The following is a 25,926-nucleotide window of genomic DNA, read 5'->3' as shown; positions in this document are numbered from 1 at the left end:
GCTGACGGCGATGCAGATCCGGCTGACCGTCGTAGACCCGCTGGGCCCTGCCGCGCAGCGGGGCCGGGCCGTGAGCCGCGACGTGCTGGTGACGGCGCCGGCGGGCACGGACCTGGCCGCGGTGGCGTCGGGGCTGGCCTCGGCGGTCACCGGGGACGGCAGCCTGGGCGGCCGTGAGCCGAGCGGTGCCCCGGTCGTGCTGTACGCCGGGGTGGAGCGGCTGGACGCCCGCCGCCGCATCCTGGGCGAGCCCCCGCTGGTCGACGGCGCGGTGCTGTCCCTGGGCGCGCCCGCGGCCCCCGAGCCGCACCCCGAGCTGGACGACGCCCCGACCCAGCTGCACGTGATCGCCGGCCCGGACGCGGGCGGGGTCCACCTCCTGCACGGCGGCCAGATCACCATCGGCCGCTCCGCCGACGCCGACGTCCCGCTCGACGACCCGGACGTCTCCCGGCTGCACTGCGCGGTCACGGTCGCCGCGGACGGCCGGGTCTCGGTCGCCGACCTGAACTCCACCAACGGCACCGCCCTGGACGGCACCCGCGTCACCGACCACCCGGTCCGCCTCACCCCGGGCTCGCTCCTGCGCATCGGGGAGTCGGCCCTGCGGCTTACGCCGTCCGGTGGACCGGGGGCCCGGGTGGGCACGACACCCGACGGGGAGGGGTGCGTGCGGGTGCTGACGGGGGGCGAGGGGGCCGACGACGGCGGTTCGGCCGACCCCGAGAGCGGTACGGCCGCTCCGGCGGGCCGTACCCATCACGCCTACGGCACCGCGGGCTGGGGAGCCGCGGGCGGCGCGGCCGGGGGCCAGGAGCACGGCCCGGTGGAGCCACCGGTCGTACCGGCACAGGGGGACGCGCCGAGGATCGAGAGCCGGGGCGGGCTGCCGGCGGCCGGCCGCGGAGACGGAACGCCACGGACCGAGCGGACCGGGCGGACCGGGCGGGAAACCGGCCCGTCGGCCGGGTACGGCGGGCACCCGGGCGGGTTCCCGTCGGCCGAGCACGGGGACGACGGCGACCGCCACGGATACCCGTCGGCCGGCGATCACGGCACGCTGCCGGGCCCGCGCGGCGGTTCCGCCGCCGCACCCGGATCCGGCCCCTCCCACCGCCCCATCCCCTCCCACGGCTCAGAAGCCGCGCACGGCTCCGCCGTCAAGCACAGCTCGGGCGACACGCACGCCGGCCGATCCGGAGCCCTCGGCGGCCCGAGCTCCTCCGGAGGCACCGGAAGCACCAGCGGTTCCGGCGAGACCCGACCTGCGGCCCCCGCCTTCTCCGACGACAGCACCCTCGCCGACTCCCCCACCGACTCCCCCGCCCCCTCCGGCAGGCGCAAGGGCACCCCCCTCCGCGGTACCGACGCCCCCGCCCTGCCCGGTGCCCGCAGGCGCGGCGGGCTCGGCGCCTGGGCGCGGCGGCTGGCCGGTGGGCGCGGCGAGCCCCCGTCGGCCGCCGACGACGAGACCGCGGCGCAGGACGGCGGCGTCGCGTCCGTCGGTGTTCCCGCCCAGCCCGAGACCTGGCCCGACCCCGCCGCCCTGCTGCTGACCGCGCTCGGCCCCGGCCCCCGCCTCTGGGAGCGCGGCCCCGGCCACCCGGAGACGCTCACCGTCCGGCTGGGCACGGCGGACCGCTCGGCACCCGACGGCTCGGGCCTGCTCCCCGCCGTCCCGGTCACCGCCGATCTACGCGAGGCCGGCGCCCTCGGCCTGGCCGGCCCGCGCACCCGCCTGGCCGGCCTCGCCCGCGCGGTCCTGGCCCAGCTCGCCGCACTGCACTCGCCCGACCTGCTGGAGATCGTGCTGATCAGCGCGGACCGGGCCCGCCCCCTGGAGGAGCGCACGGCCGAGTGGTCCTGGCTCGGCTGGCTCCCGCACGTCCGCCCGGGGCACGGCCAGGACTGCCGCCTGCTGCTCGCCTACGACCGCGAACAGGCCGCGACCCGCGTGGAGGAACTGCTGCGGCGGACGGAGGAGCTGTCCGCCCCCCGAAGGCCGGCCACCCCGTCCGACCGCCCGGCACCGGTCCCCGCGCAGGCACCCGCACCCGCCCGTACGGCAGCGGACACCCCGCCCGCCGAAGCGGCCCACCGCCCCTCCTGGGCGCGCGACGACCTCGGCGCCGACGACGGCAGGGGCGGCTTCCCGGGGCCGTACACGGTCGTCGTCGTGGACGGCGATCCCGGCGGCTCCGCGCTGCGCGAGGCGGTGGCGCGGCTGACCGTGGCCGGCCCCCGTGCCGGAGTGCACGTGATCTGCCTCGCGGAGACGGCCCCCACCTCGTCCACCTCCCCGGTCGCCCGGACCTACGAGGAGGCGTGCGCGGTGACGCCGACGTTCCGGGAGTGCGGGGCGGTTGCCCTGCTCAGCGGGGACGTGGCGACGGCGCTGCACCTCATGCGAGTCTCCGCCGGTCACGCCGGTCACGCCGGCCCGGTCGGCCCCGGCACCCTGGCCGCGGTGGACGCGGTCTCCCCCGCCTGGGCCGAGCGGTTCGCGAGGGCGCTGGCCCCGCTGCGCCCCGACGGCCCGGGCGGCGACCGGCACACGCGCATGGCCGCCCCGCTCCCCCAGTCCGCCCGTCTGCTGGACGAGTTGGGGCTGGCGAGGGCCACCCCGGCGTCCCTGATGGCCCGTTGGGCGGACGCTGCCGACGACACCGAGTCGCTGGGCGGCCGGGCCCGGGCGGTGCTCGGCGCCGGACCGCGCGGCCCGCTCACCGCCGACCTGGTGGCCGACGGACCGCATCTGCTGATCGAGGGCCCACCCGGCAGCGGCCGTACGGAGCTGCTGCGGGCGACGGTCGCCTCGCTGGCCGCCGCCGAGCGCCCCGACCGGCTCGGGATCGTCCTGATCGACGGCCGCGACGGCGTCGGCACGGGTGCCGGGCACGGCGAGGGCCTTCGGGTCTGTACGGACATACCGCATGTCACGACCCATCTCACCGCCAACGACCCGGTGCGGATGCGGGAGTTGGCCCAGTCGCTGAGCGCCGAGCTGAAGCGGCGGGCCGAGCTGCTGGGCCGCTCCGACTTCACCGACTGGCACGCGCAGCGGGAGATCTCCGGCCGTATCGTCCCGCAGCGCGCCCGCCCCGCCGCCTCGGGCGCCGCCGACATAGAGGCCCCGCCGAGTTCGACGATCCGCCTGCGCCCGTCGGCCGGGGCCGCGGCCCGCGGGCGTACGGAGGCGCCGCCCCCGCTCCCCCGTCTCGTGGTCGTGGTCGACGACCTGGACGCCCTGGTCTCCCCCGCCCTCGGTTCACCGGGCCGGCCGGCCGCGGGTTCCGTGATGCGGGCGCTGGAGGCGGTGGCGAAGGAGGGCGACCGGCTCGGCGTGCACCTGGTCGCGGCGGCCGGCACGGGCGGCCGTACGGCGGAGACGGAACCGGCCCGGCAGGCCACCCTGCGCATCACCCTGGACACACCGGCCGGCGGCCCCGACGAACCGGCGCCGGGCCGCGGCCGCCTGACCACACCGGACGGCCGGACCACGGCGTTCCAGACGGGCCGCGTCACGGGCCGTATCCCCCGCACGGCGACCCAGCGCCCCACGGTGGTCCCCCTCGACTGGCACCGCATGGGCGACCCCCCGACCCGCCGCCCGGTACGCGAGCTGGGCAACGGCCCGACGGACCTGGCCCTGCTGGCGAGCGCGGTGGAGAGGGCGGCGAAGGAGGTTTCCGCGGCTGAGGTTCCTTCACTTCTGTGAGTGAGGGCACCCCTCTCAGCCCGTCTGGGGCTACCCCCCTCTGGGGGAGTTTGAGGACGGGGCCGCCCGTCACCCATCACGACGCGATCACGATCCCCGGCCCTCCCCAGTCGGCCCCCTTGCCGCGCAAGCGGCCCCCGCGTACACCGGAGCGCACGGGACAGAGTTCTGACGTTCAACGAGGAACGACGAACGGGGAAGTGATGCGCGTCATGAGCAACACCATCCGGACACACAGGGCCCTCGCCACACTCGCCGCACTGCTCGCGGGATCCCTCGCGCTCACCGCGTGCGGAAGCAACGACAAGAAATCCGACGGCGACAACAGCACCGGCGCCACCGAGACCAGCACCCTCACCCTGCCGAAGCTCGACGGCACCACCCTCGAAGTGGCCGCCGTCTGGACCGGGCAGGAGCAGAAGAACTTCAAGCAGGTGCTCGCGGAGTTCGAGAAGCGCACCGGCGCGAAGGTCACCTTCGTGCCCGCCCAGGACCCGATCATCAACTTCCTGGGGTCGAAGATCGCGGGCGGCCAGCCGCCGGACATCGCGCTGCTGCCGCAGCCCGGCGCGATCAAGCAGGCCGTGCAGAAGGGCTGGGCGAAGCCGCTCGACGCGGACACGCTCACAGAAGTGCAGAAGAACTACTCGCAGGGCTGGCAGGACATCGGCAAGGTCGACGGCAAGCAGTACGGCGTCTACTACAAGGCCGCCAACAAGTCGCTGGTCTGGTACAACGCCAAGGTCTTCGAGAACGCGGGCGCCAAGGAGCCCAAGACCTGGCAGGACCTGCTGACGACGGCGCAGGCGGTGTACGACTCGGGGGTCACCCCGTTCTCGGTCGGCGGCGCCGACGGCTGGACGCTGACCGACTGGTTCGAGAACGTCTACCTCTCCCAGGCGGGCCCGGAGAAGTACGACCAGCTCGCCCAGCACAAGATCAAGTGGACCGACCCGAGCGTCAAGCAGGCGCTGACCACGCTGGCCCAGATCTGGGGCAAGAAGGGGTACGTCGCGGGGAACGCGTCCGGCGCGCTGCAGACGGAGTTCCCGGCCTCGGTCACCCAGACCTTCACCGGCGGCGACCAGCCGAAGGCGGCCATGGTGTACGAGGGCGACTTCGTGCAGGTCAACATCGGTGAGACCAAGGCGAAGGTGGGCACGGACGCAAAGGTGTTCCCGTTCCCGACCGTCGGCTCGACCGCGCCCGTGGTCTCCGGCGGTGACGCGGCGGTCATCTTCAAGGACTCCAAGGGCGCCCAGGCGCTGGCGAAGTTCCTGGCCTCGCCGGACGCGGCGACGATCCAGGCGAAGCTCGGCGGCTACCTCTCGCCGAACAAGAGCGTGCCGAACTCGGCGTACCCGAACGAGGTGCAGCGCACGATCGCCAAGTCGCTGATCGCGTCCGGTGACGACTTCCGCTTCGACATGTCCGACCAGGCCCCGCAGGCGTTCGGCGGCACCCCGGGCAAGGGCGAGTGGAAGGACCTCCAGGACTTCCTGCAGAACCCGACGGACGTCGCGGGCACCCAGGCCAAGCTGGAGAAGGACGCGGCGGCCGCCTACGGCAGCGGAAGCTGACCCGGGACCCGGCGATGGCATCACCCGCAACGGCGGGGGTCGCCAAGGCCCCCGCCCGCAAGCCCCGCAAGAGCGTGACCGGCACCCGCAGGACCGTGGCGGTTCTCTTCCTCCTCCCGGCCCTGGTGCTGCTCGGCGCGCTCGTGGTCTACCCGATCGGGTACTCGCTGATCCGCAGCTTCTACAACGCGAACGGCGACGGATTCGCCGGCCTCGACAACTACAAGGCGATCTTCACGGACGACGGCATCCGCACCGCCCTGAAGAACAACGTGATCTGGGTGGTGTTCGCGCCGACGGTCTCCACGGCCCTCGGCCTGATCTTCGCGGTGCTGACCGAACGGGTGCGCTGGGGCACGGCGTTCAAGCTGGTCGTCTTCATGCCGATGGCGATCTCGATGCTGGCCGCCGGGATCATCTTCCGCCTCGTCTACGACCAGGACCCGGACAAGGGGGTCGCCAACGCGGTCTGGGTCGGCATCCACGACACCTTCGCCCGGTCCTCCGCGTTCCCCAACGCCCACCTGGGCCGCGAGTCACCGCTGAAACCGGACCAGGGCGGCTTCATCACCAACACGACGGTCCACACCGGTCAGACCGTCGCTCTCCCCCTCGTCGGTGTCGCCCCCGACCAGATGCCCGACGGCGCGAAGAGGGCCGTGGCGGCGAAGCCCGACCCGGGGAAGATCACCGGCACCACCTGGCAGGACTTCACACGGGGCAAGGGCGTCGGCAAGCTGGGCGTCCCCGACCCTTCCGAGCTCGGCTACGACGGGATGCGTATCGAGGCGGTGAAGAACGGCAAGGTGGTGGCGTCGGCGAAGGCCGCCGCCGACGGCACCTTCACCCTCCCCGCCGCCGCCGACGGGGCTCGGCTCCGGCTCCCCGCCGGCAACTTCAAGCAACCGTACAACGGCGTCGACTGGCTCGGCCCGTCCCTCGTCACGCCGGCCATCATCGGGTCGTACGTCTGGATGTGGGCGGGCTTCGCGATGGTGCTGATCGCGGCCGGGCTCGCGGGCGTGCCCCGGGAGCTCCTTGAGGCGGCGCGGGTAGACGGGGCCACCGAGTGGCAGGTGTTCCGCAAGGTCACCGTGCCGCTCCTGGCGCCGGTCCTGGCGGTGGTCACCGTCACCCTGATGATCAATGTGCTGAAGGTCTTCGACCTCGTGTACATCATCGCGCCGGGCTCCTCGCAGGACGACGCGAACGTGCTCGCCCTGGAGCTGTACCGCAAGGGCTTCTCGGAGGGCCAGCCTGGCATCGCGAGCGCGATCGCGGTGTTCCTGCTCCTGCTGGTCATCCCCGTGATGCTGTTCAACATTCGTCGGCTGCGGCGGGAGGAGCGGCGATGAGCTGGGTGCTGGAGAAGATCAACGGCGGTCTGGTCCGGGTCTTCCTGATCGTCGTCGCCCTGTTCTGGCTGGTGCCGACGATCGGGCTGCTCGCCTCCTCCCTGCGCTCGCCGGAGGACATGAGCGCGAGCGGCTGGTGGCACGTGTTCGGCAAGCCGTCCCAGCTGACGTTCGACAGCTACCAGAAGCTCCTGGAGAACAGTGACATCACCAACTCCCTCTGGAACACGGTCCTGATCACCGTCCCGGCGACGATCCTGGTCGTGATCATCGGGGCGCTGGCGGGTTACGCGTTCGCGTGGATGGAGTTCCCGGGCCGGGACTGGTGGTTCCTGACCGTGGTCAGTCTGCTGGTCGTCCCGGTCCAGGTGGCGCTGATCCCGATCGCCGAACTCTTCGGCAGGATCGGTCTGTTCGGGACGATCTTCGGGGTGATCCTCTTCCACGTCGGCTTCGGGCTGCCGTTCGCGGTGTTCCTGCTGCGGAACTTCTTCGCGGAGATCCCGCGGGAGCTGCTGGAGGCGGCCCGTCTCGACGGCGCCGGTGAACTGCGCGTGTTCACCCGGGTGGTGATGCCGCTCGGCGGGCCGGCGATCGCGAGCCTGGGCATCTTCCAGTTCCTGTGGGTGTGGAACGACATGCTGGTCGCGCTGGTGTTCACCAAGTCGGGCACCCAGCCGATCACGGTCGCGCTCCAGACCCAGGTACGCCAGTTCGGCAACAACGTCGACGTCCTCGCGCCCGGGGCGTTCATCTCGATGGTGATCCCGCTGGCCGTGTTCTTCGCGTTCCAGCGGCAGTTCGTGTCGGGGGTGATGGCGGGCGCGGTCAAATAACCGCACGAGACCGCACAAGGGGCTCCCGAAAGGGGCGAGTCGGCCATCGGCTCGCCCCTGTCCGTTCACGGAACGTAACCCACATGACGTAGCGAACCGTAACCAAATCACTCCATTGGCCGTTCCCGGGCAGAACGCCCGCGCCGACCGACCCATGGATGCCCCTTGCCCAGGTTCAGTGTCATTGTCCCCGCGTACCAGGTCCAGGCGTATCTGCCCGAGTGCCTGGACTCGGTGCTCTCGCAGTCGTACCCCGATCTGGAACTGATCGCCGTCGACGACTGCTCACCGGACGCCTGCGGCACGATCATCGACGAGTACGCGGCCCGGGACGCGCGTGTGAAGGCCCTGCACCTGCCGGAGAACCAGGGCCTGGGCGGCGCCCGCAACGCGGGGATGGCGCAGGCGCACGGCGACTACCTGCTCTTCCTGGACAGCGACGACACGCTCACGCCGGACGCGCTGCGGGCGATCGCCGACCGGATCAAGGAGACCGGCGATCCGGACGTGCTCGTGTACGACTACGCGCGGACGTTCTGGACGGGCCGGGCGGAGCGCAACAAGGTCGCGTTGCAGCTGACCGAGCAGGGTCAGGCGCCGTTCCGTCTGGAGGACCGGCCGGGTCTGCTGCGGGTACTCATGGTGGCCTGGAACAAGGCGTACCGGCGGGAGTTCGTCGAGGAGAACGACTTCGTCTTCCCGCCCGGCTACTACGAGGACACCCCCTGGACCTACCCGGCCCTGATGACCGCCGGGTCGATCGCGACCCTCGACCGGGTCTGTGTGCACTACCGGCAGCGGCGGCAGGGCAGCATCCTCGGCACCAGGAGCCGCCGGCACTTCGACATCTTCGACCAGTACGACCGGGTCTTCGCGTTCATCGAGGAGCGGCCCGAACTGGAGCGCTGGCGGCCGGTGTTGTTCCGCCGGATGGCCGACCACTTCTCGACGGTGTTCACCAGGAAGGACCGGCTTCCGAAGGGCAGCCGCGCAGAGTTCCTGCGCACGGCCCGCGCCCACTACCTGCGTTACCGGGCCAAGGGCGCCCCGGTGCCGTTGCGCACCCGGCTCCGCCACGGTCTCGTCCACTACGGCCTGCACCGCACCTACCGCGCCCTCCAGCTGGCGATGTCCGCCCGCCGCCGCGCCCTCAAGGCCGGCGTCAAGTCCGTCCGCGGCCTGCGCTCGGCCCTGCTCCAGCTGCACTACCGGGTCCAGCTGCGCCTCCCGCTGCGCGCCGACCGCGCGGTCTTCGCCGCCTACTGGAACCGCGGCCACAGCTGCAACCCGGGCGCGCTGGAGGAGGCGTTCCGCACCCATGCCCCGCACATCCGCACCGCCTGGATCGCCCGCCCGGAACACCACCACACGATCCCGCCGGGCCCGCGCCGGCTGCGACCGGGCACCTTCGGCTACTGGACGGCGCTGGCCCGCTCCAAGTACCTGGTCAACAACGTCAACTTCGACAGGCGGCTGAAGAAGCGCCCCGGCCAGGTGTTCGTACAGACCCAGCACGGCACCCCCCTCAAGCACATGGGCCTGGACCTCCAGGAACACCCGGCGGCCGCCGCCGACATGGACTTCGAGGAGCTCCTGCGGGGCGTCGACAAGTGGGACTACGTCCTGTCCGCCAACCGCCACACCACCCTGACCTGGGAGCGCGTCTACCCCGGCGGATACCGCACCCTCGAATACGGCTACCCGCGCAACGACGTCTTCCAGAAAGCCACCTCGGCCGACGTCACCCGGATCCGCGAGTCGCTCGGCGTCCCCGAGGGCACGGTCGCCCTCCTCTACGCCCCCACCCACCGCGACTACCGGCGCACCCAGCGCCCCGCCCTCGACCTGGACCGGATCGTGCGGCGCCTCGGCCCGCGCTTCGTGATCCTGGCCCGCGCCCACTACTGGCACGGCGGTCCGCCGGCGTCCGGGGACCGGGTGATCGACGTCAGCGACCACCCCAGTGTGGAGTCCCTCTGCCTGGCCGCGGACGCGCTGGTCACCGACTACTCCTCCCTGATGTTCGACTACGCCAACCTGGACCGCCCGATCGTCGTGCACACCGAGGACTGGGACGCCTACCACGCGGCCCGCGGCACCTACTTCGACCTGCGCTCCACCCCGCCCGGCGCGGTCGCCCGCACCGAGGACGAGCTGATCGACATCTTCGCCACCGGCCACTGGCGCGGCTCCCGCTCCGCCCAGCTGCGCGCCGCGTTCCGCGAGCGGTTCTGCCGGTACGACGACGGACGCGCCGCCGAGCGGGTGGTCCGGCATGTGGTGCTCGGCGAGCCGGCCGGGCTGCCGGATTTCATCCCGCTGGAGCAGCGGCATCCCGTGCCCTCGGCGGCCGCGGGGCTCGCCCACTCCCCGTTGGCCACCGTTCCGCAACCTTCCGGCCATCTGCCCGTCACCGAGAGCCGCTGAACGCCGTTTGCCTTGCAGGGAGTTCCCTCGTGCCCCCCAACACCTCGCGGCCCACTCCGTCCCGGCCGTCCACCTGGCGACCGACGGGAAGGCCGGGCCGCATGCACACCTGAGAAAGAGCAGCATGCCCCGCTTCAGCATCATCGTCCCGTCCCACGGAGTCGCCGGCCGACTGTCCCAGGCGCTGGACTCGGTCCTCGCCCAGTCCTTCGGCGACCTGGAGCTGATCCCGGTCTGCGACGCGCCCGACGTCCCGGCCGCCTCGGTCGCCGCCGCCTACGCCGAACGGGACTCCCGGGTGGCCCCCTTGCACTCCCCGCCGTCGGCCGGGCTGAGCGGGGCCCGGAACACCGGGATGCGGGCGGCGCACGGCACGTACCTGCTGTTCCTCGACGGCGACGACGTGCTGGTCCCGGGCGCGCTGGCGCTGCTCGACGCCCGGCTCGCCGAGACCGGTGACGTGGACGTCCTGTATGCCGAGCACGAGCGGACGCCCTGGTGGGAGGGCGAGCCGGGCAACCCGGCGGCCCTCCTGCTGGCGGGCGTGCCGAACGGCGCGTTCACCCCGGACCGGGCGCCCCGGCTGACGGGCGTGGCCCTTCCTGCCTGGAGCGCGGTGTACCGCCGTTCCTTCCTGGCCGAACGGAAGCTGGCCTTTCCGGACGGGCACTTCACGGACATCGGCTGGGGCGGCCTGACCACCGCCGCCGCCGAGCGGATCGCGGTGCTGCGCTCGGTGGTCGTACGGCACCGGCTGCGCCGGCAGGGCAGTCGGCTGAACCTGCCCGGGCCGCACCAGCGGGACCTCCTCGACCAGGTGGAGCTGGTGCTGGAACGGGCCGCCGGGCTGCCCGGCGAGCGGGCGCGGGCGCTGTTCGAGCAGGTCTTCGGGGTGGTGCTGAAGACGGCCGCGCGGCCGGACCGGATGCCGTCCGGGCACCGGGCGTTCTTCCGGCGGGCGGCACGGCTGCACCGCGCGCACCGGCCGGACGGGTTCCGGATGCCGGGCGGGAGCGTGGGTGTCCAGCACCGGCTGCTCGCGGCGGGCGCGTACACGGCGTTCCGCGTGCTGCGCGGTGCCAACCGGGTCGCCGCCGGGGCGGCCGAGCGGCTGCCCCGCCCGCACATGCCGCTCACCCGGCTGCGGTACGCCCTCGAACTGCGCCGCCCGCTGGACGCGAACCTCGCCGTGTACTGCGCGTACTGGGGGCGCGGTTACGTCTGCAACCCGGCCGCGATCCACGCCGTGGCCCGCGAACTCGCCCCGCGCATCCGCTCGGTGTTCCTGGTCGAGGCCGGTCAGGAGCACACCGTGCCGCAGGACGTCGAGTACGCGGTGATCGGGAGCCGCCGTTACTGGCAGGTGCTGGCCCGCGCCAAGTACCTGGTCAACAACGCCAACTTCGCCGAGGGCGTCGTCAAGCGGCCGGGCAGCATCCACGTCCAGACACAACACGGCACCCCGCTGAAGAAGATGGGCGTCGACCAGTCGACGTACCCGGTGGTCGCCGCGCAGACCGGCAGCTTCTCCAGGCTGCTCGGCCGCGTCGACCGCTGGGACTTCAACCTCTCCTCCAACCGCCACTCCACCCAGATGTGGGAGCGCGCCTTCCCCGGCTCGTACCGGACGCTGGAGTACGGCTATCCGCGCAACGACGTCTACTACACGGCGACCGCCCACGACGTGGTCCGGGCCCGCCGGAGGCTGGGCGTCCCGGACGGCAGGACGGCCGTGCTGTACGCCCCCACCCACCGCGACCACCACACCGGATTCGAGCCCGGCCTCGACCTGGAGGCGTTCTGCGAGGCGGCCGGCGAGGACGTCGTCGTCCTGCTGCGCGCGCACTACTTCTACGACCGGGGAGCAGGCCGGGGCAGCGGCCGGGTCATCGACGTCACCGCGCACCGCTCCGCCGAGGACGTCTGCCTGGCCGCGGACGCGCTGATCACCGACTACTCCTCCATCATGTTCGACTACGCCAACCTGGACCGGTCGATCGTCGTCTACGCCGACGACTGGGAGGTCTACCGGCAGACCCGGGGCGTCTACTTCGACCTGATGGCCGAGCCGCCGGGACCGGTCGCCCATACCCCGGAGGAACTGGCCCGGATCTTCCGCGACGGCTCCTACCGGGGCCCGGAGTCCAGGCAGTTGCGGGCCCGGTTCCGCGCGCGCTTCTGCCAGTTCGACGACGGCCTGGCCGCCGAACGGGTCGTACGGCGGGTGTTCCTCGGCCGGCCGCCGGAGGACATCCCGGCGGTGATCCCGCTCGCCGAACGCCTGCCCGCCCCGGCCGCGACCCTCGTCAGGAGCTGACCGTGCCCCGACTCAGTGTGATCATCCCCTGTTTCAAGGTGCAGGGCTTCCTCCGGGAGTGCCTCGACTCGGTCCTGGAGCAGTCCTTCCACGACATCGAGGTGATCGCCGTCGACGACCGCTCCCCGGACGGCTGCGGCGCGATCCTCGACGAGTACGCGGCCCGCGACCCGCGCGTGAAGGTCCTGCACCTGCCCGAGAACGTCGGCCTCGGCCGCGCCCGCAACGCCGGACTCCCCTACGCCACCGGTGACTTCCTCCTCTTCCTCGACAGCGACGACACCCTCACCCCGGGCGCGCTGCGCGCGGTCAACGACCGGCTGACGGAGACCGGCGACCCGGACGTGCTGGTCTTCGACTACGCCCGCACCTACTGGTGGGGCGGGACCCGGCGCAACGCCCTCGCCGAGGTGCTCGGCGTGACGTCGGAGGTGTTCACGGCGGCCGAACACCCCGAGATCCTGGACCTGTTGATGGTGGTCTGGAACAAGGTCTACCGCCGGGACTTCGTCGAGGAGAACGGCTTCCAGTTCCCGCCGGGCTACTACGAGGACACCCCCTGGACCTTCCCGGTCATGCTCAGCGCGGCCCGGATCGCCACCCTCGACCGGATCTGCCTCAACTACCGCCAGCGCCGGCAGGGCAACATCCTCTCCACCACCAGCCGCAAGCACTTCGACGTGCACGAGCAGTACAAGCGGGTCTTCGCCTTCGTCGACGCCCGGCCTGAACTGGCGGTCTGGCGGCCGTATCTGCACCGGAAGATGGGCGAGCACTGCCTGGACATCCTCGCCAAACCGGACCGGCTGCCGCCCGCCGCCAGGGGCGAGTTCTTCCGGCGCACGGCGGAGCTGTACCGGGCGTTCCGGCCGGAGGAGACCGCGGGGGCCACGGGAGTCGCGGGGGCCGCGGAGGCAGCGGAGGCAGCGGGGGCCGCGGAGGCCGAGGGTGCCGGCCTCGGTGTGCTGGGCGGGTCGTACGCGTCGTACCTGCTGAGGCAGCGCGCCGGGCAGGCCGGCCGGGCGGGCGGGCGGCAGGCGCTGCGGGTACGGCGGGCGGCGGGGGGCCGGGCCCGGCGCGCGCTGACCGGGCTCCGCGGCCTGCGCTCCCTGGACGAGGAACTGGTCCTGTACTCGGCGGCCTCGCACCTGGGGCTGCGCGGCGATCCGGCGGCCGTGTACCGCGCGGCCCGGGAGATCGCCCCGCGGCTGCGCGGCGTCTGGGTGGTGCGGGACGCGGAGGTCGCGGCGGGGCTGCCGGCCGGCGTGGAGCATGTGCTGCTGGACTCCCCGGAGTACCTGCGGCTGACCGCCCGCGCGAAGTTCTTCGTCAACGACGTCAACTGGCCCGGCGCGCTGGTGAAACGGCCCGGCAGCGTGCACGTCCACACCCACCGGGGCACCCCGCTCAAGTACCTGGGCGCCGACCTGCTGGGCAAGCCCGGCGCCCGGCTCGGTTTCGACGTGCCGCAGATGCTGCGCCGGGCCGACCGCTGGGACCACAGCCTGGTCGCCAACCGCCACTCGGAGCTGGTGTGGGAGCGGGCCTACCCCTGTCACTTCGCGTCGGCCCGTACGGGCAGCCCGCGCAACGACGTCCTGGTCACCGGCGGCCGGACCGGCTTCCGGGCCCGGCACGGCATTCCCGCCGACCACACGGTGGTGCTGTACGCGCCGACCCGCCGCGACTACGTCCGGGGCGGTCACGTCGACCGGATCGACCTGGCCCGGTTCGCCGCCGACCTGGGCGCGGGGCACACGCTGGTGGTCCGCCTGCATCCGGCCCTGGCGACCGGTCCGGCGCGCGGGATGGGCCTGGCCGAGCTGCACCGGCGCGGCATCGTGGTCGACGCGACCGGCGAACCGCACGTCGAGGAGGTCATGCTGGCCTCGGACGCCCTGGTCACCGACTACTCGTCGATCATGTTCGACTACGCCAACCTGGACCGGCCGATCGTCGTGCACGCCGACGACTGGGCCGCGTACACGGCGAGCCGGGGCGCCTATCTCGACATCACCGCCGAGGCCCCGGGCCATGTCTCGCACTCCTACCGGGAGTTGGCCTGGCTGTTCGCCTCGGGCGGCTGGCGGGACGAGGAGTCGGCGCGGCTGCGGGCCGACTTCCGGTCCCGTTTCTGCGAGTTCGACGACGGCAGGGCAGCCGAACGGGTCGTACGGACGCTGCTGCTGGGCGAGTCGATGCCGGAGCCGGCCCGGGTGCCCGGTCCGGCCGGCGCGCCCGACCTGCTGGCGTCGACGTGAGACCGCGCACCTGGGTGCTGGTGCTGGCCGCCGTCTTCGCGGTGCTGCAACTCGCCGACGTCACCGGCCGTGACACGCCCGACTCCAAGAACTACGTGTCGTACGCGCTGGCCCTGGCCGGGGCGGGCAAGCGGCCGGCGGCGGCCGAGACGGTGGACTGGGTGTGCGCCGGCGAGGCGTCGGCGGCGGAGCGCGCCCAGCGCGTGGACGTGCTGCGCTTCCACGGGCCGAGTCCGGCGGGCCGGGCGTTCGCGGAGTGCCGGGCCGGTGAACTGGCGCGGGTGGAGCGGCGGTTGCGGGCCGGGGGCGCGCAGACGGACGGGCACATCGTGCCGTTCGTGGCCCCGCGGCTGCGGCGGATCTTCGAGGTGCGGCCTGGTTATCCGGTGTTCCTGGTGCCGTTCGTCACCGTGTTCGGGGTGACGTGGGGGGTGTGGCTGGCGAGTGTGCTGGTCGCGGGCGCGGGCGGGGTGCTGGTCTTCCTGGTGCTGCGGTCGGTGTCGGTGCCGGTACCGCTCGCGCTGACCGGGCAGGCCCTGTACTACGTCCTGCCGGTCGGCACGACCGCGATGCGGCCGATGGCGGAGGGCCTGATGCTGGCCCTGACCCTGACGGTGGTGTGGGGCTGCGCGCTGGCCCTGACCGGGCGGGTGCGGGCGGGAACGGCGCTGGTGGCGGGCGCGCTGGTCGCGCTGTTCACCGTGAAGCACTCGCAGGCGCTCTTCCTCGGCGGGTGCCTGGCCGGGGCCGCGGCGGTGGTCGCGCTGTGGCGGCGCCGGCACGGGCGGGGGCCTGGGCGCGCGGTGACCGCGATCGCGGTGGCGGGCTGTGGGGCGGTGGCCGGCACCCTGCTGCTCGCCCGGCTGCTGCGCTACCCCTCCGAGGCGGAGAGCGTGCAGGACCTGCTGACCGGCCACTACTCCCACCCGGACCGGGCCCACCCCGGGCGGGAGTTCCTCCATCTGGAGTTCGACTTCTGGGTGGAGTGGCTGCGCCGGCAGCTGATGGAGCCGCTGTTCCCGGCCGCGCTGGCGGCCGGGGCGTGGGGAGCGGGGCGGCGGCCGGCGTTCGGTGTCTTCCTGCTGGCGGCCGCCGGAACCGGGATCCTCACCCAGGCCGGGCATCCCGACATCACCATCTTCGGCGACCGGCTGATCGTGCTGGCCTGGCTGCTGCCGGTGGTGGGCGTGCCGCTGCTCCTCGAACCGCTGCTGCACCGGCCGGTTCCGGTTCCCGCGCAGGGGTCACCCAGGGCGGTCGGCGTCACTCGATGAGGTGACGGGCGGCAACGCCGTCGGGGCGGACGGGAACACTTGGCAAATGGTCCGCCCTGTCCGATTCCTCCGGTGAGCACCGGCGCCCTGCTCCGGCGCGCCACTCGCGGCTCCACCGCCCTGCGCGGCGGCCGGGTCCGCAGACTCACCCCGTATCAGGTCTTCGGCCTGCTGTTCTGGCTGCTGATGACCCTGGCGTACTGGCGGGTGCCACCGTGCTGCGAGGCCGGGCAGCACGCGGCGGCGGTGGCACGGCTGCGGGCGGGCCTGACGGACCCGGCCGTGTCCCCGTACGTGCTGGCGCAGGGTGCGCTGGCCCGGCTGACCAGGCTCAGCGGCTGGCAGTTGCTGCGGGTGTGCGGCCCGCTGAACCTGGTGGTGCTGCTGACGGGCCTCGGCCGGCTGGTCCGGGTCCTCACCCCGCGCCGTTGGGCGCCGGTGCTGGCGCTGGCCTTCCTGTCCGTGCTGTGGGGGACACGACCGGCGTGGGGCGGGGGCTCGCTGGCCCTGCTGCCGCTGACCGGCAGCCTCGGCTACCCATCCGCGTTCGCCCTCGGCCTCACCTTCTGGGCCTGGTCCCTGACCGGCGTCCGCGCCCGCGATCTGCGCCGGGTGCGCTATGTAGGGCCGAGCGGCCTGCGCAGCCTGTCCGGATACGCGGCACTCGGACTGCTGTACGGGACGGTGGCACTGGTCGACCCGGTGACCGGGGTGGGCGCGGCGGCCGGGGCGGCGGCGTTCGCAGCCGGGTGGCAGCGGGGGTGGCGGGGCTCGGTGTGGGGGCGGTGGGCGCTGACGTGCGCGGTGGCGTCGACAACGCTCGCCTTCGGGACGCACGCACACGTACTGCCGCCGTCACCGTACGAGCCGTTCGCGTCGTACGACGGGTCGACCGGGTTGGCCGGGTCGACAGGGTTGGCCGCATTGGGCGGGCTGGGCGGGCTGGGCGGGCAGTGCTGGCTGGCCCTGCTCGGGGTCCCGGCGCTGTGGCTGCGGGCCCGGCGGGCGGCCGGGTCCGGTCCGCGGGGTTCGCTGGGGCTTGCGGCCTGGCGTGATCCGCTTGTGCTGCTGTTCGCTCTGGAGTGCCTGGTGCTGGTGGGCGGGCGGCTCGCCGGGGCGCTCGGGCTCGTGCTGCTGGCGCCGCAGTGCGCGCTCGCCGTGGAGCTGGCGGCGGAGCGGCCCTGGCCCAGGTGGCGGCGGGCGCTCGGCTGGGCCGCGGCCGGCGGGGCCTGCCTGGGCTTTCTGGCCGCGCAGGCCGGAGCGGTCGTACCGCGCTCGGTGGACCCGGTCGGCTTCGTCCAGCCGCCGCGCTGGCCGTCGTACGACTGGGCGGCCCGGCACATCGGCCCGGGGGAACCGGTGATCACGGACGCGTACTACGCCGTCCGGCTGCTCCCCGGGTACGGCATCGACCTGACCGACGGCCACGACCACCGCCCCCGGGTGCGCTGGCTGCTGCTGACGCGGCAGGAGCGGCTGCCCGCGGAGGCGGTGGTCGTGGACTGGAGCCGGCGGACCGGGGAGGTGCTCGCGCGCCTCACCCGGACGGGGGATGCGTCCCTGGTGCCGCTGACTACTCGATGACGAGGTCGACCGGGATGTTGCCCTTGGTGGCCTTGGAGTAGGGGCAGTAGGCGTGGGCCTGGTGGACCAGCTTCTCGCCGGTCTCGTTGGCGAGCGCCTCGGGGAGCTCGACGCGCAGGGTGACCTTGAGCGCGAAGCCGCCGTCGGACTCGTCCTTGCCGATGCCGACCTCGGCGGTGACGGAGATCTCGCCGGTGTCGACCTTGGCCTGGCGGCCGATGGCGCCGAGGGCGCTGGCGAAACAGGCGGCGTAACCGGCGGCGAAGAGCTGCTCGGGGTTGGTGCCCTGGCCGTTGCCGCCCAGCGCGGGCGGGAACGCCAGCGTCAGGTCCAGCTGCCCGTCCGAGCTGACCGCCCGTCCTTCCCGGCCGGTGGCGGTGGCGGCTGCCGTGTAGATGGCGTCCATGGAAGACCATCCCTCTCGAAGTACTCGAAGTATCGGTGTTCCGGCGGCTCCCGTTCCGGCCGCCCTCACGACCACAAGTAGAGCACACAATTCAATTGCACACAACTAAATGACCCACAAGCGCTACGCTTGAGCCATGAGCGCGACGACCCCGACCCCCAGCCCCGCCGCCGAGGCGGAGTGGCTCCACCTGGACCGCCAGATCTGCTTCTCCCTGCACGCCGCGTCCCGCGCCTTCAACGGCGTGTACCGCGTGATCCTCAAGGACCTCGGACTCACCTACCCGCAGTACCTGGTGATGCTGGTGCTGTGGGAACAGGGCGACCTGCCGGTCAAGAAGCTCGGCGAACACCTGCGTCTGGACTCCGGCACCCTGTCGCCGCTGCTCAAGCGCCTGGAGGCGGCGGGCCTGGTACACCGCGAGCGCAGCACACGCGACGAACGCTCGGTGGAGGTCCGGCTGACGGAGGAGGGGACCGCGCTGCGGGAGCGGGCGCTGGAGGTACCGCGCCGGATCGTGTCGGCGACGGGCTTCGACGTGGACGAGATCCGGGACTTGAAGACACGGCTGGACCAGCTGACGGGAACGCTGGATGCGGCGGCGGAGGAGGAAGGGGCGCGCTAAGCGCGCCCCTTAGGGGCGCGGGGAACTGCGCGACCAGCCCCCACCCACCCGCAGCCCGGACTCCTCCGACCCCACCCGAATCGGCCGCACATACAACCTCAGCGCAACCCGGTCGATCACCATCTCCTCCCGAAGCACGAACTCCTGGTTCAGCACAGCCCACTTGGCCCGCTCCGTAGCGAGCCGCGGCCGATACCCGCTCACCAGCGCGTACTTCTCCATCACCGCCCACACCTCGTCCACCCCGGCCAGCCGCCGCCGCAGCGTCCCCGCCCCCACCTCACGCCCGTACAACGTCCCCGACACCGGCCCCGGCTCGGCCAGTGCAACGTCCCTGGTGGACTTGAAGTCGGCGGGATACGCAAGCTCCGCCCCGCGCGCGTGGGCCGGCAGGAACAGCACGGGGTCGCCGGGCCGCAGCACACGGGCCACGGCCGCCGCGACCGCGCCGAGGTTGTCGGCACGGTTGCCCGGCACCCGGTCCGCCCGCAGCAGCGGAACCTGGTGGGTGAAGGCGAGGACGACCGCCAGGACCCCGGCCAGGGTGAGCGCGGGCGACCGGGGCGCGGGCGACCCGGGCACGGGCGGCGTGCCGTGGGACCAGAGCCGGCCGAGCGCCCCGGCGACCCGGTCCGCGCCGAGCGCCACCAGCAACGGCCCCCCGGCCAGCGCGTACAGCACATACCGGTCGACGTACAGCGGGGTGAGCTGCGAGGCCAGCATCAGCGCCACCGGTGGCAGCACCGCGAGCGGCAGCGCGACCGCCGCGAGGGTCACCTCGCCGCGCCGGCCCACCAGCCGCGTCAGCCCGAGCAGCCCCAGCGCCAGGCACGCCCAGTACACCCCGTCGGTCGGTCCGAGATACTGGCGCAGCAGCTCCTGCGCGGTCTCCACGTCCGGCTCCCGCAGCCACGCCACCTGGGCCGACTGTCCGTGCGAGACCACGACCATCGGCAGCAGCGACAGCGCCACGCCCCCGGCCGCGCAGCCCCACCCCCGCCACACCCTTCCCGACGAACGGGCCAGCGCCAGAGTTCCCGCGTGCGCGAGCAGCAGCAGGACGGCGAACTCGTGCAGCCAGCAGGTGACTCCGAGCAGGGCGCCGTACCACCACCAGGCCCGCCGCCCCTCGTCCCGCACCGCCCGGACGAAGAGCAGCGTCGCGCCGGTGGCACCCGCGGCGACCAGGGCGTACGAGCGGCCCTCCTGCGCGTAGTGGCCGACCAGCGGGGTGACCGCGTACAACAGCCCGGCCCACAGGCCGACGCGCGGCCGGGCCAGGCGGGTGCCCAGGGCGGCCACCAGGCCCGCGGTGACGGCGGCCGCGCACACCGAGGGCAGTCGGAGGACGACCTCGCCGGGGTGGCCGGGATCGGCGGCGAGGACGACGTGCATCAGCAGGTAGTACAGGCCGTGCACCGCGTCCACGCCGTGCAGCAGCCGCCAGATCTGCGGCACCGTGCGCCGGGCGACCTGGTAGGTGACGGCCTCGTCGCGCCACATGCCGCCGCGGTGCAGCCCCCACAACCCGACCGCGAGCATCACCGCGCCCGGGGCGGCCACGGCGAGGACCCGGGCCGCCCCCGGCCACCGGGGCGGACCGCCCAACGGGCGCGGCCGACTCCGTGGAGCCGGCCGGCCGTCCTGTGCTGTTCGCGTCGTGCGCGGATGTGCTTTTACGAGAGGCCCGATAGTCACCACGGCCCGATCTTTTGCGATTAGCCAACCTTTGCCGGGTATTGACGGCGTATCGGCATGGATACACCATCCGCGCGGCTTACGCTCGCGGTTCATGAATCGCCGCCCGTACTCGCCGCTCCCGCGCGTCCCGTTCGCCCCGCCTGTTCGACTCCCGCGGCTCCGCCGCCCGCCCGGCCTCTCGCGTCTCCTCTGTCTCGCCGTCACCTGGGCCGCCACGCGCGCGTCGATGCTGTGGCTCCTCGCCCACAACAACGAGCGACCCCTGGGCCACGGAGCGGTCGCGCGCGAAGTGTGGCGGCTGTACTTCCACTGGTACGGCGTGCTGTCGCACGGCTCGTTCCCGGCGCACGACACGTTGTGGCAGTACCCGCCGGGCGCCGGTGCGGTGCTGCTCGCGCCGGGGCTGGTGCCCGGACTGAGCTACTTCCAGGCGTTCGTGGCGCTCACCCTGGCCACCGACGCGCTGATCACGGCGGCGCTCGCCCGCGCGGGCACACGCCCCGGCCGGACCCTGCTCGGCGCGGCCCTGTGGACCGGCGGCCTCCCCCTGCTGCTGCACCTCCCGCTCGCCCGCTACGACGTGGAGGTCACCGCCTTCGCCGTGCTCTCCCTGCTGGCGCTGTCGCGCTCCACGCGCGCGTGCGGTGCGCTCGCGGCACTGGGCGCGCTGGTGAAGGTGTGGCCGGCGCTGGTGCTGCTGGGCCTGGCGCGCGGACGGCCGACGCGCGCGGCGTGGCTGTCCGCGGCCCTGACGGGGACCGTGGCCCTCGCCGCCCTCGTCATGTCGTTCCGCAACCCGCTCGCGTTCCTCCGTCAGCAGGGCGGCCGGGGTGTGCAGGTCGAGTCGCTCGGGGGGACCGCGCTGAGCCTCGCGCGCCATGCCGGCTGGCCGGGCACGACCCGCTACCAGTACGGCGCCATGGAACTCGTCGGCCCGCACGTGCGCGCGGTCGCGACCGTCTCCCTCGCGCTCACCGCGGCCGCCTTCGCCCTCCTCGTGCTGTGGCGGGTACGGGCCCGGCGCTGGACCCCGGCCACCCCGTACGACGCGGCGCTGAGCGCCGTGCTCCTGTTCACCGTCACCAGCCGGGTGATCAGCCCGCAGTACATGATCTGGCTGCTCGGCCTGGCCGCCGTGTGCCTGACCTCCCGGCACACCACGCAGCGTCCGGTCGCCGCGCTGATCGTCGCGGCGACCGCGCTCAGTGCCGTCGCCTACCCCGCGTTCTACACCGAGGTCGTCCACTGCACCTGGACCGGCTGTCTGCTGATGCTCGCCCGCAACGGCCTGCTGGCCACCGCCGCCGTGCTCTCCCTCACCCGGCTGTGGCGCGCCTCCCGCCGCCGGGAGAGCACATCACGTGTCCACATGGTGACAACAGGCCAGTTCAGCCGTCCGCAGATGTCGGCGGCACCTGCTTCACTGAGAGGTGACCGCGGCTGACGAACACCACGGGCCAACTGACGGAGGGAACGGCCACACATGACCTGGCTGATCACCGGCGGCGCCGGTTACATCGGGGCGCATGTCGTACGGGCGATGGCGGAGGCGGGCGAGCGGACGGTGGTGTACGACGACCTGTCCACCGGTATCGCCGACCGCGTGCCGGAGGACGTGCCCCTGGTGACGGGCTCCACGCTAGACGGTGAGAAGGTCGCGCGCGTCCTGGCCGAGCACGAGGTGACCGGGGTCGTGCACCTGGCGGCGAAGAAGCAGGTCGGCGAGTCGGTGGGCCGCCCGCTGCACTACTACCACGAGAACGTCGAGGGCCTGCGCGTCCTGCTGCAGGCCGTGACGGAGGCACGGGTCCCGTCCTTCGTGTTCTCCTCCTCCGCCGCCGTCTACGGCATGCCGGACGTCGACCTGGTCACGGAGGAGACGCCGTGCGTGCCGATGTCGCCGTACGGCGAGACGAAGCTCGCGGGTGAGTGGCTGGTCCGCGCGACGGGCCGGGCCACAGGTCTCGCCACGGCCTCGCTCCGCTACTTCAACGTGGCCGGCGCGGCCCGCCCCGAACTCGCCGACGTGGGCGTCTACAACCTCATCCCGATGGTCTTCGAGAAGCTCACGGAGAACGCGCCGCCGCGCATCTTCGGCGACGACTACGCGACACCGGACGGCACCTGCGTCCGCGACTACATCCACGTGGTGGACCTCGCCGAGGCCCACGTGGCCGCGGCCCGCGCCCTCCAGGCCGAGCCGGGCCGCGAACTGACCCTCAACATCGGGCGCGGCGAGGGCGTCTCGGTCCGCGAGATGATCGACCGCATCAACGCGGTCACCGGCTACGACCTCCCCCCGACCGTCGCCCCGCGCCGCCCCGGCGACCCGGCCCGCGTGGTCGCCTCCGCCGACCGCATCACCACCGAACTCGACTGGAAGACCAAACACGACATCCAGGACATGATCACCTCAGCCTGGGACGGCTGGGTACGCCTGCACCCGGAGGCGGCCCGGGGCTGACGCACCGGTCCGGCCACCGGGTACGTGAGCCCCCGTCACTCCCCCGTCCTGCGGGCCTGTTTGACTTCCTCGGCGATGGACCAGGCGTCCGCCACCGGGCCCACGTGGCCGAGTTTGTCGGGATTGAGGACCAGGCGGATGGCCTGGACACGGCCGTCGAGGATGTCGAGGGAGAAGGTCTGCAGGACCTTGCCGTGGCGGTCGCGGAAGATCGCGCCGGGCTGGCCGTTGACCTCGTGCTGCTCGCAGGTCACCTCGATCCGGAACAGCAACGGGATGACGGCGCCGAGGAGGCGGGCCACGTTCTGGGCGCCCAGGACCGCGCGGGCCAGCTGCGGGGCCTTGCCGCCGGCGTCGCTGACCAGCGACACGTCGGCGGCGAGCAGCTCCTGGAGGCCGGCCAGGTCGCCTTCGTGGAGGGCCTCGAAGAAGCGGTCGGCCAGTTCGTCGCGTTCCCTGCGGTCCGCCTCGAATCGGGGGCGGCCCTCGGCCATGTGGCGCCGGGCCCGGACCGCCAGCTGGCGGCAGGCGGCCTCCGAGCGGCCCACCGCCGACGCGACCTCGGGGAAGCCGAAGTCGAACACCTCGCGCAGGACGAAGACCGCGCGTTCCAGGGGGCTGAGCCGCTCCAGGAGCAGCAGGGCCGCCATCGACACCGAGTCGGCCAGCTCCGCCGACCGCACCGGGTCCTCGTAGGGGTCGGCGAGCAGTGGCTCGGGGAACCACGGGCCGACGTACTCCTCTCGCCGGACCCGGGCCGAGCGCAGTACGTCGATCGAGATCCGGGTCACCGCGGCCGACAGGAAGGCCTTCGGCGACCTGACCTCCGCCGGTGAGCCGGCGAAGCGCAGCCAGGTCTCCTGGACCGCGTCCTCGGCCTCGGCGACGCTGCCCAGGATGCGGTACGCGATCGAGAACAGCAGCGGCCGCAGCTCCTGGAACTCCTCGGTCCTGTTGTTCTTCATGTGCGTCTCCCCCCTCGTCCCGTCCCGGCCCGTCAGAAGGCGCCCGGGCCGAACCGGCCCGCCGCGACGACCAGTGCCAGCGCGAGATAGACCAGGTTCAGCGCCACGAACGCCCGCTCGCCGCGCCGGCCATGGGTGATCATCGCGCCGATCATGAGCAGGATCCAGGCGGTGGCGGTCACCGGCACCAGTACCGGTGCGACGCCGGTGGCGGCGGGCAGCACCAGGCCCGCCGCGGCCAGGAGTTCGAGGATGCCGAGCGTCCGCACGAAACCGTCGCCGACGTCACCGGTCCAGCCGCCGCCATGGGCCGCGGCCAGCTTCTCTCTCGGTACGAACGTCTTGCTGATCCCGCCGGCCAGCGCCACCGCGGCGAGCAGTCCGGCGGTGATCCACAGCGCGAGGTTCATCGTCCACTCCTTGGTCGGGGATGCCTGCGCCCTCTACGACGAGACGGCCGCTCCGGCTGTGACATCCCCGGCCGGGTGGTTCACAGCGCCTTGAGCGCCTCCGTGGTCCCGCGGGCCAGCGCCGCCAGATACCCCTTCGGCAGCTTCGGGGTGCGGATCACCACCGAGCGCCAGTACAGCGGGCCGGAGATCAGGTCCATGGCCAGGTCGTCGTCGAGGCCCTCGGCGAGTTCGCCGCGCCGCTGCGCCGCCTCGATGATCTTGCTGGCGACGCCCTCCTGGCCCTCGCGCAGCGTCTTCTGCATGGCCTCGGCGATGTCGGGGTTACGGGCCGCCTCGGCCTGGAGGTCCGGGATGATCTGCGAGGCGACCGGGTGGCGCAGCGCGCGGGACGTGACCTCGTACAGCAGTCGCAGGTCGCCCTCCAGGGAGCCGGTGTCGGGCACCGGCAGGCCCATCACCGCGAGGGCCGAGACGACGTCGAGGACCAGGTGCAGCTTGGAGCGCCAGCGGCGGTAGACGGCGGTCTTGCCGACGCCCGCGCGGCGCGCGATGCCCTCGATGGACATCCGGGCATACCCGACCGCCGCGAGCTCCTCGAAGACGGCGGCCCGAATGGCCTCGGTCACGTCCTCGCGGAGGACGGCCGCCCCGGCGGGGGCTCGTCGGCGCGGACGCGTCTGGGACTCCTCGGCGTTCGTCGTCATGCTCCCAGCATAGGGGCGTAACGACGAAACGGTTGCGTTCCGACGACGTACCGACACGGAGCCGCCACCCGAACGCCGCAACGCGGGGCGTGCTGAACGCGCCCCAGGTCACCGCCGTACCGAACACGTGCCCGCACCGCATCGCAACGAATCGGTCGCGCCCCGACCTCGAAAGTGTTACGGCACACATCCGCCCGTGACGACGAAACGGTTGCGTTCCGACGCCAACTCGGCCTACGCTCCCGTTGCGACGATACGGTCCCGTCCCGACGTAAGAAAACGTGAAGAGAAGCGTAAGGAAACTTCGGGTGACGGGCCCGGCCCCAGCCGGACGCCGCAGCACCCCCACCCCCCGAGTGAAAGCAGCGGATGTGACCCAGGTTCTCCACACACCGCCCCCGGCCCCGGTCACGGCCGAGGACGACCTCGCGGCGCTCGCCGCCCGGCACGGTCTCTCGGTCAGCGGCGCCCGCCCCTCCCTGCTGGCGTACGTCGGCCAGCTGTGGGCGCGGCGGCACTTCATCACCGCGTTCGCCACCGCCAAGCTCACCGCCCAGTACGCCCAGGCGAAGCTCGGCCAGGTCTGGCAGATCATGACCCCGCTGCTGAACGCCGCGGTGTACTACTTCATCTTCGGCATCCTGCTGGGCACCAAGAGGGGCGTCCCGGACTACATCCCGTTCCTGGTCACGGGCGTGTTCATCTGGACGTTCACGTCGAGCTCGATCATGACCGGCACCCGCGCGATCGCCGGCAACCTCGGTCTCGTCCGCGCCCTGCACTTCCCGCGCGCCGCGCTGCCCATCTCCTTCTGCCTCCAGCAGCTCCAGCAGCTGCTGTTCTCGATGGCCGCCCTGGTCGTCATCCTGCTCTGCTTCGGCGTTCCGGTGGCCGCCTCCTGGCTGCTGGCGATCCCGGTGCTGATCCTCCAGTTCACCTTCAACACCGGCATGTCGCTGATCATGGCCCGCTGGGGCGCCAAGACCCCGGACATCTCCCAGCTGATGCCGTTCGTGCTGCGCACCTGGATGTACATCTCGGGCGTCATGTGGAACATCGACAAGCTGACCAAGAACCACCACGGTCTGCCGAGCTGGGTGAACCCGGTACTCAAGGACAACCCGGCCGCCGTCTACATCGACCTGATGCGCTACGCCCTGATCGACAGCTTCCACTCCAGCCAGCTGCCGCCGCACGTGTGGATCGTCGCCACCGGCTGGGCCCTGGTCGTCGGCGTCGGCGGGTTCATCTACTTCTGGAAGGCTGAGGAGACGTACGGCCGTGGCTGAGAACATG

Annotated in this window: 18 protein-coding genes; 13 read left to right on the top strand and 5 right to left on the bottom strand. The window is 72.9% G+C overall.

Features of this window, described 5'->3' with window-relative positions; all coding sequences use genetic code 11:
* The first annotated feature begins 10 nt into the window (after window positions 1-10).
* The 9 genes from KVT45_RS05535 to KVT45_RS05495 all read left to right on the top strand — a co-directional run bounded on the left by KVT45_RS05535 (window position 11) and on the right by KVT45_RS05495 (window position 17,352).
* The gene (locus KVT45_RS05535) at window positions 11-3,718 is read left to right on the top strand and encodes an FHA domain-containing protein (protein WP_217545359.1); all 3,708 of its coding nucleotides are present in this window, start codon (window positions 11-13) and stop codon (window positions 3,716-3,718) included.
* Window positions 3,719-3,921: 203 nt separating this feature from the next.
* Complete coding sequence (locus tag KVT45_RS05530) at window positions 3,922-5,298, top strand: ABC transporter substrate-binding protein (protein WP_217545358.1); 1,377 nt, start codon at window positions 3,922-3,924, stop codon at window positions 5,296-5,298.
* A gap of 14 nt (window positions 5,299-5,312) precedes the next feature.
* Window positions 5,313-6,653 (top strand): carbohydrate ABC transporter permease, encoded by a 1,341-nt coding sequence (locus tag KVT45_RS05525; protein ID WP_217545357.1) that lies wholly within the window; start codon window positions 5,313-5,315, stop codon window positions 6,651-6,653.
* Entirely contained in the window at window positions 6,650-7,489 is an 840-nt protein-coding gene (locus KVT45_RS05520; RefSeq protein ID WP_217545356.1) for a carbohydrate ABC transporter permease, read from the top strand. Before KVT45_RS05525 ends, KVT45_RS05520 begins: the two co-directional genes overlap by 4 nt.
* 165 nt (window positions 7,490-7,654) lie before the next feature.
* Window positions 7,655-9,916 (top strand): bifunctional glycosyltransferase family 2 protein/CDP-glycerol:glycerophosphate glycerophosphotransferase, encoded by a 2,262-nt coding sequence (locus KVT45_RS05515; RefSeq protein ID WP_217545355.1) that lies wholly within the window; start codon window positions 7,655-7,657, stop codon window positions 9,914-9,916.
* Window positions 9,917-10,040: 124 nt separating this feature from the next.
* Window positions 10,041-12,233 carry a bifunctional glycosyltransferase family 2 protein/CDP-glycerol:glycerophosphate glycerophosphotransferase gene (locus tag KVT45_RS05510; protein ID WP_217545354.1) on the top strand — a complete coding sequence of 731 codons (2,193 nt, stop codon included), beginning with the start codon at window positions 10,041-10,043 and terminating at the stop codon, window positions 12,231-12,233.
* Between the two features lie 2 nt (window positions 12,234-12,235).
* Window positions 12,236-14,494 (top strand): bifunctional glycosyltransferase/CDP-glycerol:glycerophosphate glycerophosphotransferase, encoded by a 2,259-nt coding sequence (locus KVT45_RS05505; protein ID WP_217545353.1) that lies wholly within the window; start codon window positions 12,236-12,238, stop codon window positions 14,492-14,494.
* Window positions 14,491-15,768, top strand: coding sequence for a hypothetical protein (locus KVT45_RS05500; protein ID WP_217545352.1), 1,278 nt, complete (start codon window positions 14,491-14,493; stop codon window positions 15,766-15,768). The genes KVT45_RS05505 and KVT45_RS05500 overlap by 4 nt, the downstream gene beginning before the upstream one ends.
* Before the next feature lie 72 nt (window positions 15,769-15,840).
* Window positions 15,841-17,352 (top strand): hypothetical protein, encoded by a 1,512-nt coding sequence (locus KVT45_RS05495; protein ID WP_217545351.1) that lies wholly within the window; start codon window positions 15,841-15,843, stop codon window positions 17,350-17,352.
* On the opposite strand, the gene KVT45_RS05490 is transcribed toward KVT45_RS05495, so the two are convergent.
* On the bottom strand, window positions 17,342-17,758 hold the full coding sequence (locus tag KVT45_RS05490) for an organic hydroperoxide resistance protein (RefSeq protein ID WP_217545350.1): 417 nt from the start codon (window positions 17,756-17,758) through the stop codon (window positions 17,342-17,344). The genes KVT45_RS05495 and KVT45_RS05490 overlap by 11 nt on opposite strands.
* A 136-nt stretch (window positions 17,759-17,894) precedes the next feature.
* On the opposite strand from KVT45_RS05490, the gene KVT45_RS05485 reads away from it, so the two are divergent.
* Window positions 17,895-18,383, top strand: coding sequence for a MarR family winged helix-turn-helix transcriptional regulator (locus KVT45_RS05485; protein WP_217545349.1), 489 nt, complete (start codon window positions 17,895-17,897; stop codon window positions 18,381-18,383).
* Window positions 18,384-18,392: 9 nt separating this feature from the next.
* On the opposite strand, the gene KVT45_RS05480 is transcribed toward KVT45_RS05485, so the two are convergent.
* A complete protein-coding gene (locus KVT45_RS05480) occupies window positions 18,393-19,991 on the bottom strand; it encodes a glycosyltransferase family 39 protein (protein ID WP_308310652.1) in 1,599 nt (532 codons plus the stop codon).
* A 319-nt stretch (window positions 19,992-20,310) separates the two neighbouring features.
* On the opposite strand from KVT45_RS05480, the gene KVT45_RS05475 reads away from it, so the two are divergent.
* On the top strand, window positions 20,311-21,528 hold the full coding sequence (locus KVT45_RS05475; protein ID WP_254646407.1) for a glycosyltransferase family 87 protein: 1,218 nt from the start codon (window positions 20,311-20,313) through the stop codon (window positions 21,526-21,528).
* A gap of 39 nt (window positions 21,529-21,567) precedes the next feature.
* Window positions 21,568-22,548 (top strand): UDP-glucose 4-epimerase GalE, encoded by a 981-nt coding sequence (gene galE / locus KVT45_RS05470; RefSeq protein ID WP_217545347.1) that lies wholly within the window; start codon window positions 21,568-21,570, stop codon window positions 22,546-22,548.
* A gap of 35 nt (window positions 22,549-22,583) precedes the next feature.
* On the opposite strand, the gene KVT45_RS05465 is transcribed toward galE, so the two are convergent.
* The 3 genes from KVT45_RS05465 to KVT45_RS05455 form a co-directional block, all read right to left on the bottom strand.
* A complete protein-coding gene (locus KVT45_RS05465) occupies window positions 22,584-23,513 on the bottom strand; it encodes an RNA polymerase sigma-70 factor (protein ID WP_217545346.1) in 930 nt (309 codons plus the stop codon).
* Window positions 23,514-23,545: 32 nt separating this feature from the next.
* Window positions 23,546-23,923 carry a DoxX family protein gene (locus tag KVT45_RS05460; protein ID WP_217545345.1) on the bottom strand — a complete coding sequence of 126 codons (378 nt, stop codon included), beginning with the start codon at window positions 23,921-23,923 and terminating at the stop codon, window positions 23,546-23,548.
* A gap of 80 nt (window positions 23,924-24,003) precedes the next feature.
* Window positions 24,004-24,630: a TetR/AcrR family transcriptional regulator gene (locus KVT45_RS05455; RefSeq protein WP_089106574.1), complete on the bottom strand. Its 627-nt coding sequence runs from the start codon at window positions 24,628-24,630 to the stop codon at window positions 24,004-24,006.
* Between the two features lie 371 nt (window positions 24,631-25,001).
* Between KVT45_RS05455 and KVT45_RS05450 the strand changes: the two genes are divergently transcribed.
* Window positions 25,002-25,919 (top strand): ABC transporter permease, encoded by a 918-nt coding sequence (locus KVT45_RS05450; RefSeq protein ID WP_217545344.1) that lies wholly within the window; start codon window positions 25,002-25,004, stop codon window positions 25,917-25,919.
* The last annotated feature ends 7 nt before the right edge of the window (window positions 25,920-25,926 follow it).

It is taken from the genome of Streptomyces sp. GbtcB6, assembly GCF_019091475.1.
GTDB classification, from domain to species: Bacteria; Actinomycetota; Actinomycetes; order Streptomycetales; family Streptomycetaceae; genus Streptomyces; species Streptomyces hyaluromycini.
The sequence above is the reverse complement of the archived record's forward strand: the minus strand, read 5'-3'. Positions and strand labels throughout refer to the sequence as shown.

Coding starts and splice junctions, on each gene's coding strand:
- KVT45_RS05535 (WP_217545359.1), top strand. CDS start 11: ATGCAGATCCGGCTGACCGTCGTAGACCCGCTGGGCCCTGCCGCGCAG.
- KVT45_RS05530 (WP_217545358.1), top strand. CDS start 3,922: ATGCGCGTCATGAGCAACACCATCCGGACACACAGGGCCCTCGCCACA.
- KVT45_RS05525 (WP_217545357.1), top strand. CDS start 5,313: ATGGCATCACCCGCAACGGCGGGGGTCGCCAAGGCCCCCGCCCGCAAG.
- KVT45_RS05520 (WP_217545356.1), top strand. CDS start 6,650: ATGAGCTGGGTGCTGGAGAAGATCAACGGCGGTCTGGTCCGGGTCTTC.
- KVT45_RS05510 (WP_217545354.1), top strand. CDS start 10,041: ATGCCCCGCTTCAGCATCATCGTCCCGTCCCACGGAGTCGCCGGCCGA.
- KVT45_RS05490 (WP_217545350.1), bottom strand. CDS start 17,758: ATGGACGCCATCTACACGGCAGCCGCCACCGCCACCGGCCGGGAAGGA.
- KVT45_RS05485 (WP_217545349.1), top strand. CDS start 17,895: ATGAGCGCGACGACCCCGACCCCCAGCCCCGCCGCCGAGGCGGAGTGG.
- KVT45_RS05475 (WP_254646407.1), top strand. CDS start 20,311: ATGCTGTGGCTCCTCGCCCACAACAACGAGCGACCCCTGGGCCACGGA.
- galE (WP_217545347.1), top strand. CDS start 21,568: ATGACCTGGCTGATCACCGGCGGCGCCGGTTACATCGGGGCGCATGTC.
- KVT45_RS05465 (WP_217545346.1), bottom strand. CDS start 23,513: ATGAAGAACAACAGGACCGAGGAGTTCCAGGAGCTGCGGCCGCTGCTG.
- KVT45_RS05460 (WP_217545345.1), bottom strand. CDS start 23,923: ATGAACCTCGCGCTGTGGATCACCGCCGGACTGCTCGCCGCGGTGGCG.
- KVT45_RS05455 (WP_089106574.1), bottom strand. CDS start 24,630: ATGACGACGAACGCCGAGGAGTCCCAGACGCGTCCGCGCCGACGAGCC.